The organism is Nocardia callitridis (assembly GCF_039543305.1).
In the GTDB taxonomy this organism is placed as follows: domain Bacteria; phylum Actinomycetota; class Actinomycetes; order Mycobacteriales; family Mycobacteriaceae; genus Nocardia; species Nocardia callitridis.
Map to the genome: position 1 here is coordinate 1,874,614 of NZ_BAABJM010000001.1, position 13,189 is coordinate 1,887,802.

Below are 13,189 nucleotides of genomic sequence, written 5' to 3' on the forward strand. Positions count from 1 at the left end.
GTGAACACATTCGACAACGGCGTCCGTAGTACGCGCGGACCCGTCGTTGCCTTGGTACCTGCCGCCGGTCGCGGCGTCCGTCTTGGTGCGAACATGCCCAAGGCGTTCGTCCCGGTCGGCGGCAGTCCTATGGTTCGACTAGCTGTAGAAGGCCTCCTCGCCTCCGGCGTAGTCGATCGCATTCTCGTGATGGTCCCCGCGGAGCTGGTCGAGGGCGCCGGTTCGGTGTTGCCGCGCTCGGACGCGGTGCGCGTGATCGTCGGCGGGATCGAACGCACGGACTCGGTGCGCGCCGGATTGGTTGCCGCCCCCGATGCCGCCTACTTCCTTGTGCACGACGCCGCACGTGCACTCACCCCACCCGAGCTGATCGTGCGCGTCGCCGCCGAGCTCGAGGCGGGGCATTCGGCGGTCGTCCCCGCCGTCGCCGTCGCCGACACCATCAAATCGGTGGACGCGGCGGGTGTGGTGACCGGAACGCCGGATCGCTCGGGCCTGCGCGCGATCCAGACCCCGCAGGGTTTCACGGCCGACGTGCTGCGCGCCGCGTACGCCAGCGCGGGTGTCGCGGCCACCGACGACGCCGGCCTTGTCGAGCGCCTCGGTGTCGCGGTGCGCACGATCGCGGGCGATCCGCTGGCCTTCAAGATCACGACTCCGCTGGATCTGCGCCTGGCCGAGGCCGTACTCGCCGGCTCCGATCTGACCGGGACGGTGGCGCGATGAGCGCGGTTACCGCCATGCGGGTCGGCATCGGCAGCGATGTGCATCCGATCGAGCCCGGTCGGCCCTGCTGGATGGCCGGGCTGCTGTTCGACGACGCCGACGGTTGCTCGGGACACTCCGACGGTGATGTCGCCGCACACGCGCTGTGCGATGCGCTGCTGTCGGCGGCGGGACTCGGTGACGTGGGCGCGGTGTTCGGCGTCGGTCGCCCGGAATGGGAAGGTGTCTCGGGCGGCGATATGCTGCGCGAGGTCCGCCGACTGCTGCTCGACGCCGGTTTCGAGGTGGTCAACGCGGCGGTTCAGGTGATCGGCAATCGGCCGAAAATCGGGCCGCGTCGCGATGAGGCGCAGCGGGTGCTCGGCGAATTATTGGCTGCTCCGGTCGCGGTCTCCGGTACCACGACCGACGGACTCGGGCTCACCGGACGTGGTGAGGGTGTCGCCGCCGTGGCGACGGCGTTGCTGCACGACTGTCGTTGATCCAGCTGACCCCAGGCCCTTGCCGGACTCGATCGTAACTCGATCCGGTCCGAGAACCCCCTTATCTACCAGCTAGGATCGACTGCCGTGACGCTGCGCCTCTTTGACACCGACACCCGGACCATGCGCGATTTCGCGCCCCTGGTTCCCGGCTGTGCGTCGGTGTACCTGTGTGGTGCCACCGTGCAAGGTGAACCGCATATCGGACATGTGCGTAGCGGTGTCGCCTTCGATGTGCTGCGGCGTTGGCTGCTCGCGCACGACTACGACGTGCGTTTCATCCGCAACGTCACCGATATCGAGGACAAGATCCTGACCAAGGCCGCCGACGCGGGCAGGCCGTGGTGGGAGTGGGCGGCTACCCACGAGCGTGCGTTCGACAACGCCTACCGCACGCTCGGTGTGCTGCCACCCTCGGCGGAACCGCGTGCGACCGGGCACATCACCCAGATGGTGGAGCTGATGCAGCGGTTGATCGATCGCGATCACGCCTACGCCTCCGAGGGCAATGTCTATTTCGACGTGCTGAGCTACCCCGATTACGGCAAGCTGTCCGGGCACCGCCTCGATGACGTGCATCAGGGCGAGAGTGCCGGTCTCGGCAAGCGCGACGGGCGCGACTTCACGCTGTGGAAGGCCGCGAAGCCGGGCGAGCCCAGTTGGCCGTCGCCATGGGGGCCTGGTCGGCCCGGCTGGCACCTGGAATGCTCCGCGATGGCTGAATTCTATCTCGGCTCCGAGTTCGATATCCATTGCGGTGGAATGGATTTGGTGTTCCCGCACCATGAGAACGAGATCGCGCAGTCGAAGGCGGCCGGCGACGGATTCGCCAGGTATTGGTTGCACAACGGCTGGGTGACCATGGGCGGCGAGAAGATGTCCAAGTCGCTGGGCAATGTGCTGTCGATTCCGAATGTGCTGCGACGGGTTCGGCCCGTGGAACTGCGCTACTACCTGGGCAGCGCGCATTACCGTTCGATGCTGGAGTACTCCGACAAGGCGTTGCACGACGCCGCGCAGAGTTACCAGCGCATCGAGGCTTTCGTGCATCGCGCCGTCGACCGTGCCGGTGAGATTCCGGTGGGTAAGTGGACGGATGCGTTCGCCGCCGCCATCGATGACGATCTCGCGGTGCCGAAGGCGCTGGCCGAGGTGCACCGGGTGGTGCACGAAGGTAATCGCGCGCTGGAGGATTCCGAGCTGGACGTGGTGCGTGAGCTGGTCGGACAGGTCCGTGCGATGCTCGGCGTGCTGGGTGTCGACCCGTTGGACCCGCAGTGGTTCACCGCGAGCGATTCCTCGGCGGCGTTGGGTGCGTTGGATGTGCTCGTGCGCGCCGAACTCGACCGCCGCCAGCAGGCTCGTACCGAAAAGGACTGGGCCACCGCCGATTCCGTGCGCGACCGGTTGCAGACCGCGGGCGTAGAAGTGACCGACACGCCGGGTGGTGCCGAATGGGCACTCGGCACCCCGGCACCACCACAGCGAGGAAAGGCCAACTGATGGCAGGCAATTCGCAGCGTCGTGGTGCGATTCGTAAGGGCGGCACCAAGAAAGGCGCGGTAGTCGGTTCCGGCGGACAACGCAGGCGCGGGCTCGAAGCCCGTGGCGCGACCCCGCCTGCGGTGGCCCGCACCAAGCATCCGGCCGCCAAGCGGGCTGCCGCGAAGTCGAAGGCCGAGGCCAAAGCCAATACCGGGCGCGGAGGGTCGGCGCCGAGGCCAGCCGGACGCAAGAACGACGACGCGCCCGAGGTGGTGCTCGGGCGTAACCCGGTGGTGGAGTGTTTGCGCGCGGGTGTTCCCGCGACGGCGCTGTATGTCGCGGTCGGTACCGAGAACGACGAGCGGCTCACCGAAAGCGTGCGGATCGCCGCCGAGACCGGCATCAGCATCCTCGAGGTGCCGCGCACCGACCTGGATCGGCTCAGCGCCAACGGATTGCATCAGGGTCTCGCGCTCCAGGTGCCGCCGTACCGCTACGCGCACCCCGATGACCTGCTCGTCTCCGCGCGCGATTCGGGCCAGCCCGCGCTGCTCGTCGCGCTCGACAACATCACCGACCCGCGAAATCTCGGTGCGGTGATCCGTTCGGTCGCGGCGTTCGGTGGCCAGGGCGTGGTGATTCCGCAGCGCCGCAGCGCCAGTGTTTCCGCGGTCGCGTGGCGCACCAGCGCCGGCGCCGCCGCCCGGCTTCCGGTCGCGCGTGCGACCAATCTCACTCGCACACTGAAAGATTGGGCGAGCAAGGGAGTGCGGGTCGTTGGCTTGGACGCGGGTGGCGACACCTCACTCGATGACTTCGACGGCAGCGATCCCACCGTCGTGGTGGTCGGCTCGGAAGGTAAGGGTCTTTCGCGTCTGGTCAGGGAGAACTGCGACAACATTCTCGGCATCCCGATGTCGGGTTCGGTCGAGTCGTTGAACGCTTCTGTCGCCGCCGGGGTTGTGCTCGCGGAGATCGCGCGGCAACGCAGGCGCTGAGCGGGGTGCAGCGGGTGGCGCACTCGCCCAACGGATCGGCCGCACCGTAGTCGCGCCGACGGTGGCCGGCGCGGAGCCGAACATGACACTGCCGATTTCGGCGGCGTACTCAGTCCGCTCGCCGGTGTAGGCGTCTGTGCGGCAACGCTATTCGACGCCCGGCTGCGGGCAAAGCGTCGGCGGCGCGCGGGCGGTGTCGGTCAGTGCGAGGGCGCGTTCTAGCTCCCATATCCGGCGTCTGCTCGGTGATCCCTTCCGAAGGGTGCGGTAAGAGCGGGTGGTGTGCGAGTAAGTGCGTGGCGTTGGCGAATTCGGGTCGGTGCTCGTCGCATTAGCTCGCGTTCCAGTTCCGGTGTGGGTTCTAGGGCGCGGCTGTGGTGGCCAGATGGTGTGTGCGGGGCGTGGCCAGCGCGCGGATGCGGCCTGGCGCCCGCCACACTGAGGCGCGATCCCGGGGGCTGAGGTGTCCGCGCGGTTGCTTCTGTGGGTGGGATCGTGCCGGTTCCAGGGATGCTGGTGGGTGCCGAGGGGGTAGCCGACTCGGTGAGCAATACCGCAGTCGCCGCGATGGTGGAGGTACCGCACATGATGGTGCCGACGGCGACCGGCACCGCGGAATCCGGATCGATAGCCAACGCTCGACCCAATAGCAATGCTGGTCTGCGGTTGTGTGGCGGACTGTCAGTAGCACTGGGTGGGGTGAGTGGGCCGGACTCTACGATATATCCGCGATATCGGTCGGCCGCGGCGCCGAATAGTGGTGTGCGAGAACTTGTTCAGTGCATCACTCGGCGCGTGGGCGCGGTGCGGTTCCAGGGTCGTCTCGGGTGGGCGCGCAGCGCGCTTGGTCGGCAAAAGACGCGCGAGTGCCGCTGCGCCCCGTAGAATTCGATCGGTGGTGATACCCAACCAAACCATCGGCGACCCGGTCGAGCATCCGAACGCGACGCTCGTGCTCGTCCTCGGCGCGCTCAGCTTGTTCTGCTGCGGCCTCTTCGGGCCGGTGGCATGGGCTCTCGGCAAGCGCGCGCTCAATCAGATCGAAGAATCCGGCGGCGCGCTCGGTGGCCGTACCCAAGTGTTGGTCGGGTACATCCTCGGCGTCGTCGGGACGATCTTCATGGTGATTTTCGCGGTGCTGTTCATGCTGGTCGCCTTGCGCTAGTTCGACATCCGGGTCAGTCCAAGCGTGACCGTCGCGGCTTGTCCTTGCGCTCCCACGTCGGCCATTCGTCGTTGACGCTGCCGGTCCAGTGTGGCGGCCTGCGCTCACGGAAGGCCGACATCGCCTCCCGGCCGTCGACGCTGCGGGCGGTGTGTTCGTTGAGTTCGTTTTCCCACTGCCCGACCATCGTTGGGCTCATGCCGAGCCCTTCCCACAGCAACCGCTTGGACAGCGCCACCGGGAGCGGAGCCGACCCGCCCGCGATGTCCTGGGCGATGGCCAGCGCCTGCGGCAGTACCTCGTCGGCGAGCATGCAACCGTTGGCCAAGCCCATCGCCTTGGCCTCCTCACCGTCGAAAGTCCTTCCGGTGAGCATGATGTCGGCGGCGTTGGCCATGCCGACCAGCCGAGGTAGTGCCCAGTGCGCGTAGCCGTCGGCTACCACGCCGCGACGCACCTGGTTGAGTCCGTACACCGCGTCCCGCGCCATGTAGCGCAGGTCGCATTGCAGCGTCAACGCCAACCCGATGCCGACCGCGTGCCCGTTCACCGCCGCGATCACCGGTTTGCGCACCTGCCACGGCGCCGGATCGAAATTCGCGCTCACCTCGCCGACGCGGTGGGAGAGATCCGCGCCGGCGCAGAAGGCGTTCGGTGTGCCGGTGACGACCACCGCTCGGATCGCGTCCTCGGTGTCGCAGCGACGGAACGCGGCGTTCAACTCGGCCGCCATGGTCGGCGTGAACGCGTTCTGTTGGGCGGGACGGTTGAGCGTGAGTACTGCGATTCCGGCGGAAACATCAACGAGCAGTTCCGAACTCATGCCAGGAGATGCTAGTTGTGTTCCCGATATGGTGGAGCGGAGTATCCGGATTGTGCGCGGGATGCGCGCGGTGTTACCGAAGAAGTTACCGAAGAACTTTCTTGCCGATCGCGTACTTGTGCACCTCGGTCGGGCCGTCGTAGAGCCGGAAGGCGCGCATGTCGCGGAAGATCATCTCCACCACGGTCTCGTCGCTGATGCCGATGCCGCCGAGCACCTGGACGCAGCGGTCGGCGACCTTGAACAGTTCCTCGGAGACGTAGGCCTTGGCGATGGAGCTTTCGTGGCGCGCCTTCTCGCCCTGATCCATCAGCCAGCAGGCGTGCCAGATGGTGAGGCGGCACTGGTGCAGCGCGATCTCGTTGTCCGCCAAGAGGAATGAGACACCCTCGTGCTCGCCGATCGGCCTGCCGAAGGCGGTGCGGGTCTTGGCGTGCTCGACCGCGATGTGTTGCGCGCGTTCGGCGGCGCCGAGCCAGCGCATGCAGTGGGTGAGACGCGCGGGGGCAAGGCGCAGTTGGGCGTAGCGCAGGGCCTGACCGGCCTCGCCGAGTAGTGCGGCTTTGGGCAGCGTCAGGTTGTCGAACCGGACGACGCCGTGGCCAGCGACGTAGTTGCGATCCATGGTGTTCATGGTGCGTTCGATGACGATGCCCTGCTGGTCGCCGTCGGTGAGGAACAGGGTGGGTCCCGCTGGCAGGTGCGGGTTTTCGGCGAGCCTGGCCATGATGATCCAGGTCTTGGCGCCGTTGGCTCCGGTAATGAGCCATTTGCGGCCGTTGATGGTGAAGTTCTCGCCGTCGAAGGTGGCGGAGGTGGACAGCTGGTTCGGGTCCGACCCCGCGCCGTCGGGTTCGGTCATGGCGAACACGGAACGTTGTTCGCCCGCGATCACCGGCGCGAGGTATGTCTGGATCTGCTCCGGGTCGGCGACCTTGCCGAGCAGGAACATATTGCCCTCGTCGGGCGCCGCGCAGTTCATCGCGACCGGCCCGAGCGTCGACCACCCCGCCGCCTCGTAGAGCACCGCTTGTTCGACATGCGTGAGCCCGCGCCCCCCGAATTCCTCGGGTGCCTGAATGGTGAGCAGCCCCGCATCCTTGGCCAGCTGAACGAGCTCTTGGCGCAGCTCGTCGGTGGGCCCGTGCGAAGTCAACCGTGAATCTCGTTCGTAAGGAACAATTTTGTCGGTGACGAACTGCCGAACTCGATCACGTTCGGCAGCGAGTTCGGTAGAAATCGAGAAGTCGATCATCGTAATCACCATTCGTCCGGGGGTGTTCCGTCGAGCATACGAAACACCCACCCACCGACTGAAGGCACCCGCCATCAACGCGTGTACCCGTTGGCACACCAGGGCACCCCCGCGCACCACCGAGCTCACGCCCCAACGGACAACCCGGTGAAACCACCACCACCCGTACCCAACTCAACCCACCCCACGGGCCGCCCAAACACCTGTTCCGAGCGTCAGCGAGACCGGCACGGCAAGTTCGCGGCCGTCTCGCTGTTGAGTGCCCGTTTCGTAGGCGACGCAGGAGCAAGAAACGGGTACTCAACAGCGAGACTCTCCGGCCGCGAACCACGCGGCGCCAGCCGCCAAAAACACAGCGAGGAAGCACTCGCCCCCGCGTACCACCCCGCACCCCTCGAACCCAACCCAAGATCACCGGGACACCCGCGCGCATAACCTCGAACAACCCCACGCTCACGTCCGGGTCACGCGCTAACACCAGTGAGGTTCGCCGACGAGGCCATGCGGTTGGCGGTTGGTTTTGGTGCGCCGGTTAGCGAGCCTTGGCGAGCTTTCGGCGGCGCGTGCCCACCACCCTCGCGACGAGGTAGATCGCGAACGAGATGGTCGTGACGAACGTGGAGACGGGGACGCCGGGGGCCAGGGAGAGCAGAATGCCGCCGACGGCGGCGGCTTCGGCGAACACCACTGCGAGCACGGTGGCGCGGACCGGGTTGGCGGTGAGTTGGGCGGCGGCGGCCGCGGGGGTGATCAGGAGGGCGAGGACGAGGAGCGCGCCGACGATCTGGACGCCGAAGGCCGCGGTGATACCGAGGAGGACGGCGAAGACGATCGAGAGGGCGCGGACGGGGACGCCGCGCGCCACCGCTACTTCCGGGTCGGAGCTGGCGAACAACAGTGGGCGGTAGACGAATGCGAGCACCGCCACCACGCCGACGGTGCACAGGGCGAGCAGGCCGAGGCCGCTGCTGCCCACGCTGACTACCTGCCCGGTGAGCAGTGAGAATTTCGATCCGGCACGGTCGGGGCCGAGCCACAGGAACAACACCGAAAGCCCGAGACCGAACGAGAGCACCACCGCGATCACCGAATCACGTTCGCGGGCACGGGATCCCAGCAGGCCGAAGAGGATGGCCGCGACCACCGAACCGGCGATCGCGCCGATACCGACGCCGACACCGGCCAGCAGTGCCGCCGCGGCGCCGGTGAGCGAGAGTTCGCTGGTGCCGTGCACGGCGAACGACATCTGCCTGCTGATGATCAGCGGGCCGATCACGCCGGAGAGCAAGCCGAGCAGTGCCGCCGCGAGCACGGCCTGCTGCACGAAGTCGTAGGACAGCAGATGTCCGGTGGTGGCGAAGTCGAAGGTCGCGAGGAAGACGTCGGAGAGCTTGTCGATCACCGGGTCGCTCCGCGCGAATGCTCGTGCGCACCCGACAGCGTGCCGAGGTCGATCGGCTCGGGTGCGGTGTGTTCGAGGGGGGCCGGGTGCTCGTCCGCGCCGTGGCAGTGTGGTTCGCCCGCGCCGAGCGCGTCCATGGCGTCGCCGGTGCCGACGACGACGAGCCGTCCGCGTACCCGCAGTACGTCGACCTCGGTGCGGTAGAGCTCCGAAAGCACCTCCGAGGTCATCACCTCGTCGGGTGTGCCGATTCGGAACTTGCCGTCGACCAGGTACAGCACCCGATCCACCAGCGGCAGAATGGGATTGATCTCGTGGGTGACGAACAGCACCGCGGTGTCGTGGGTACGACGCCTGCGGTCGATGAGTTCGGCGACCAAGCGTTGGTTGGCCAGGTCGAGGCTCAGCAGCGGCTCGTCGCACAGCAGCACCTTCGGGTCGCCGACCAGTGCCTGGGCGACGCGTAGCCGTTGCTGTTCGCCGCCGGACAACGTTTCCAGCGGTGCGTTCGCGAAGTGCTGCGCGTCGACGGCGGCGACGGCGGCGTCGACCTTGCGTTTGCGTTCGGCGCGCGAACGCAGGCCGAGACCCCAGCGGTGCCCGTCGACGCCGAGGCCGACCAGGTCCACGCCGCGCAGTTGTACGCCCGCGTCGATGGTTTTCTGCTGTGGCACGTAGCCGATGTCGGGGTGCCCGGTGCGTGCGGGCACGCCCGTGATTCGCGCGGTGCCCGCGCCGAGGGCGAGTTGGCCGAGCAGCACCTTCAGTAGCGAGGTCTTCCCGGAGCCGTTGGGGCCGAGAATGGCGATGAACTCGCCGCGGCGCACCGCGAGGTCGAGGTCGTGCCACAGGGTGCGCTCGCCGAACGACAGCCGGGCGCCGGTCAGCGCGACGGCGACCGAATCACGGGCGGCGCGCGGGTCGGGCGCCGGGTCGGTGTGCTCGGTCAGCGCGGCTCCCTTGCTCGTGGCGTGTTCGCTCGCGCCCGTTTCGGGTGCGCCGGTCGGCCCCATGGGCTCAGGCCAGCGCGGCGGCGAGCGCTTGCGCGTTGGTGGTCTGCCACTGAATGTAATCGACGCCTTCCGGCAGCGTCTCGGTCACCTCCAGCACGGGAATGTTCGCCTTTTCGGCGACCGCGCGCAGGTCTTGGGTGATCTTGTCCTGGGTCTGCACGTTGTAGACGAGCGCGCGAACCTGCTTGTCGGTGAGCAGGTTTCGGGTCGCGGCGACGGTGGCGGGCGCGGGGTCGGTCTCCTGCTCGATGGCCTCTTGGAAGTCGTGCGGTGTGCGGTCGTCGGTACCGGCGGTGCGCAGCAGGTAGTGCGCGAGCGGCTCGGTTTGCAGGATCGGTGTCCTGGGGTGCGCGGTGGCGACCTGCTTCGCGATCGCGTCGATGCCGCCGAGCTTGTCCTTGAAGGTGGTGGCGCGGCCGGTGTAGTCGGCGGCGTGTTCGGGATCGAGTTCGCTGAGGCTGCGGGCGATCTGGTCGGCGACCGTGGCGACGGTGCGGGTGTCGTAGAAGACGTGCTCGTTCTCGTCGTTCTTGTCGGGGCGCGCGTCGAAGGCGGAGACGGTGCGTTGGTCGCCGCCCGCCAGCGCCTTCTCGACGAATTCGTCGTAGCCGCCGCCGTTGTAGACGACCAGGTCGGCGTCGCTGAGGTCGGCGGATTCGACGGCGGAGGTCTCGTGTGAGTGCGGGTCGGCGGACGGGTCGCTGATCAGCGATTCGACTTCGGCGTCGGACCCGGCGATAGTCTCGGCGATGTTGCCCCAGACGTCGGTCGAGGCGACGACCGACGGCTTGCCCGAGTCCTCGGAGCCGGCGCAGGCGGTGAGCGTGAGCGCGGTGGTCGCACCCAGGGTGATGGCTGCGAGTCTCATGGCGGGTCGAATTCTCACGCGGGTTTCTCCTGGCCTTGCTCGGCGGTCGGGCTGAGACCGCTTCAGAACATAATGGAAATCGTTACCGTTAACTTTAGCAGGCGTTCGCGCAGGTCACCCGCGCCGGTGGGCAACCGAACCCGGTACAGCGACATCGGGTCCGCGAGCGGAAGCGGCTCGCGGACCCGATTTGAAAATGGTTGCTTTCAAAGACGCTGGGCGACAACGTCGTTGCTCAGACCAGTACCTCCGCTGGCTTGCCGAGCAGCTGTGCGCAACGCAACAGACCCAGGTGGCTGTAGGCCTGCGGATGGTTGCCGAGCGAGCGTTCGGCAACCGGGTCGTACTCCTCGCTGAGCAGTCCCGTCGGACCGGCGACATCCACCAGTTGCGCGAACAACGCCTCGGCATCCGAGCGCCTGCCGATCAACAGGTACGCCTCCACCAACCATGCGGCACACAGATGGAACCCACCCTCGCCGCCGGGCAGGCCGTCGTCGTGGTGGTAGCGGTACACCGTGGAACCACTGCGCAATTCGGCCTCGGTGGCCACGACCGTCGCGGCGAAACGCGGGTCGGACGGATCGATCAGGCCGCTCAGGCCGATGTGCAGCGTCGCGGCGTCCAGGTCGGTGCCGTCGTAGGCGGCCGTGTAGGACTGCACCTCGTCGTTCCACCCCTTGGCCTTCACCTCTTCGGCGATGGTCTCCCGCAATGTCGGCCACGCGGGGTCGACCTCGCGGCCGAACCGCTCCGCGAGCGTGACCGCGCGATCGACGGTGAGCCAACCCATCACCTTCGAGTAGACGTGATGGCGCGGATTGCCACGGATCTCCCAGATGCCGTGGTCGGGTTCCTCCCAGCGCCGCTGCACGGCGGAAACCATGGCGCGCACCAGGTCCCAGTCCGCGTCCGGCAGCACCAGTGCGGGATCGTCGACCCCCTCGCGCTGTCTGCCGTTGGCCAGATCGGCGATGAGGTCGACGATCGGACCGAACACGTCCAGCTGCACCTGCATGTTCGCCGCGTTGCCGACGCGCACCGGGCGCGAACCCGCGTAGCCGGGCAACTCGTCGATCACGGCTTCCGGGGGCAGCGTCTCGCCGTAGAGCGTGTACAGCGGGTGCAGCCGCTCGGGGCCGGGCAGGGTGGAAAGCACCTGGTGCACCCAGCCGAGGAATTGACCGGCCTCGCCGAGTGAACCGAGCGACACCAGTGCCTTCGCGGTCAGCGAGGCGTCGCGCAGCCAGCAGTAGCGGTAATCCCAGTTGCGTACGCCGCCGATGTCCTCGGGCAGCGAGCTGGTCGCCGCGGCCATGATCGACCCCGACGGCGCGTGCACGAGGCCGCGGAGGGTGAGCGCGGAGCGCTTCATCAGGTCCGGCTTCAGCGGCGGCAGTCGCAGCGAGTTCGCCCAGTGCAACCAGTACTCTTCGGCGAGCTTCCTACGTTCCGGCTCCGCGGTCTGCGCGGGCTCGAGATCGGCCGTGCCACAGCGCAGTTCCAGGACGACCGGCCCGTTCGACGGGTTGATCACCGCTCGTGCGGAGTCGTGGGTGCCGTCGCTGGTGATCTCCCAGTCGAGGCCCGGGGAGCGCAGCACCATCGGGTCGTTGGTGCCGAGCACCCGCAGACCCATGGTGTCGGCGTTGATGGTGACCGGGACCTGGCCGAACTCCGGTCGCGGCGCGAAGGTGACGACGGCGCGCGCGTCACCGGTGATCACCCGGGTCAGGTCGGTGCGGGTCGGCGCGACGTCGTGCGGGAGGTAGTCCACCACTTGCAAACTCGCCCACCGGGTTTCGACGGTCATGGTGCCGTCGACATAACGCTGGGACAGTGGCAGGCCCGGCCGTTCCGGCTCGATGGTGAAGTGACCGGCCTGGGTGCCGCCGAGTAGGTGGGCGAACGCGGCCGCGGAGTCGGGTTCGGGATGGCAGAACCAGGTGACCGTGGCGTCCGGGGTGAGCAGTGCCACCGAACGCGGGCTCGACAGCATCGTGAGGCGTTCGATTCGTGGCGCGCTCGCTCCTGCCAGCCAGGTGCGCCGCTCCTCGAGCAGGAAAGCGAGGGCCCACGAGACTGCCTCGGTGCTGTCGACTCGGTATTTGGCCAGGCTCTCGCCCGCGCCGACCTTGATGCCGACATCCGGTCCCGAGAGCACGCGGAAGGCCTTTTCGTCGGTGACGTCGTCGCCGAAGAAGACCGCGGCCGACGCGCCCGCCTGATGGCGCACGGTGTCCAGGGCCGTGCCCTTGTCGGTTTGCACCACCGCCAGCTCGATCACCGACTTGCCCTCGGTGACCTCGACGCCGAACCAGCTGGCCGGGCCCTGCCGGGTTTGTCCGAGCGCGCGCCGACCGACCTCGGGGGCGGCGTTGCGCACGTGCAGCGCGATGCTCGCGGGTTTGATCTCGACCGAGACGCCGGGGTTGTCCTCGGCGATCGTGGTCAGCGCGGCTTGCAGTTCTTGCAGCAACTGCTTGGCGTCGTTGTCGATGGCGTGTACGAAGCCGACGTCGAATTCCGACCCGTGGCTACCGATCAACTGCACCTCGACCGGGAGTCTGGACAGCGCCGCGAGATCGCGCAGGGCGCGACCGGAGATCACGGCGGCCGTCGTCCCGGTCAGCGCGGCGAGCGCACGCAGCGCGCTCACCGACTCGCGGTGGGGGAAAGCCTTGGTGGGATCGGAGACGATGGGTGCGAGGGTCCCGTCGTAATCCGATGCGATCAACAGCCGTGGCACCCGTGCGGCGGTAGACAGTGCACGGCGAAGTTCCAGTGGCAGATCCTGTGCGCTCACGCAATCCAACCTAATGACCGGAGGAGAAGTTTCATGGGCGGCCAAGACAATACTGGGTTTCGTCGCACACGGTCGCCGCGTGTGACCTACCGTGCTCGTTCCGAGCCCCACCGGTGCGGTCGTCGTGTTCGGCCACCGTCACGGGGCTGCGCGCGGGCGAGGCCCC

At 67.7% G+C, this 13,189-nt stretch carries 11 protein-coding genes; 5 read left to right on the forward strand and 6 right to left on the reverse strand.

What is annotated here, in order from left to right:
- From ispD to ABEA50_RS08020, 5 genes are all read left to right on the forward strand, one after another.
- Positions 1-726 (forward strand): 2-C-methyl-D-erythritol 4-phosphate cytidylyltransferase, encoded by a 726-nt coding sequence (ispD, locus tag ABEA50_RS08000; RefSeq protein WP_345494407.1) that lies wholly within the window; start codon positions 1-3, stop codon positions 724-726.
- A 14-nt stretch (positions 727-740) separates the two neighbouring features.
- Positions 741-1,208: a 2-C-methyl-D-erythritol 2,4-cyclodiphosphate synthase gene (ispF, locus tag ABEA50_RS08005; protein WP_345494722.1), complete on the forward strand. Its 468-nt coding sequence runs from the start codon at positions 741-743 to the stop codon at positions 1,206-1,208.
- A gap of 87 nt (positions 1,209-1,295) precedes the next feature.
- Positions 1,296-2,711, forward strand: a complete 1,416-nt coding sequence (cysS, locus tag ABEA50_RS08010; protein WP_345494408.1) for a cysteine--tRNA ligase — start codon at positions 1,296-1,298, stop codon at positions 2,709-2,711.
- Positions 2,711-3,691, forward strand: a complete 981-nt coding sequence (gene rlmB / locus ABEA50_RS08015) for a 23S rRNA (guanosine(2251)-2'-O)-methyltransferase RlmB (protein ID WP_345494410.1) — start codon at positions 2,711-2,713, stop codon at positions 3,689-3,691. The genes cysS and rlmB overlap by 1 nt, the downstream gene beginning before the upstream one ends.
- Before the next feature lie 895 nt (positions 3,692-4,586).
- A complete protein-coding gene (locus ABEA50_RS08020; protein ID WP_345494412.1) occupies positions 4,587-4,856 on the forward strand; it encodes a DUF4190 domain-containing protein in 270 nt (89 codons plus the stop codon).
- 13 nt (positions 4,857-4,869) lie between these two features.
- On the opposite strand, the gene ABEA50_RS08025 is transcribed toward ABEA50_RS08020, so the two are convergent.
- From ABEA50_RS08025 to otsB, 6 genes are all read right to left on the reverse strand, one after another.
- Complete coding sequence (locus ABEA50_RS08025; protein ID WP_345494413.1) at positions 4,870-5,679, reverse strand: enoyl-CoA hydratase/isomerase family protein; 810 nt, start codon at positions 5,677-5,679, stop codon at positions 4,870-4,872.
- 85 nt (positions 5,680-5,764) lie between these two features.
- Entirely contained in the window at positions 5,765-6,934 is a 1,170-nt protein-coding gene (locus ABEA50_RS08030) for an acyl-CoA dehydrogenase family protein (RefSeq protein ID WP_345494414.1), read from the reverse strand.
- A gap of 532 nt (positions 6,935-7,466) precedes the next feature.
- On the reverse strand, positions 7,467-8,336 hold the full coding sequence (locus ABEA50_RS08035) for a metal ABC transporter permease (protein ID WP_345494415.1): 870 nt from the start codon (positions 8,334-8,336) through the stop codon (positions 7,467-7,469).
- Complete coding sequence (locus tag ABEA50_RS08040) at positions 8,333-9,349, reverse strand: metal ABC transporter ATP-binding protein (protein ID WP_345494417.1); 1,017 nt, start codon at positions 9,347-9,349, stop codon at positions 8,333-8,335. The genes ABEA50_RS08035 and ABEA50_RS08040 overlap by 4 nt, the downstream gene beginning before the upstream one ends.
- Before the next feature lie 4 nt (positions 9,350-9,353).
- Positions 9,354-10,217, reverse strand: a complete 864-nt coding sequence (locus ABEA50_RS08045; RefSeq protein WP_345494418.1) for a metal ABC transporter solute-binding protein, Zn/Mn family — start codon at positions 10,215-10,217, stop codon at positions 9,354-9,356.
- Between the two features lie 235 nt (positions 10,218-10,452).
- Positions 10,453-13,023 (reverse strand): trehalose-phosphatase, encoded by a 2,571-nt coding sequence (gene otsB, locus ABEA50_RS08050; RefSeq protein ID WP_345494419.1) that lies wholly within the window; start codon positions 13,021-13,023, stop codon positions 10,453-10,455.
- Between the last annotated feature and the right edge of the window lie 166 nt (positions 13,024-13,189).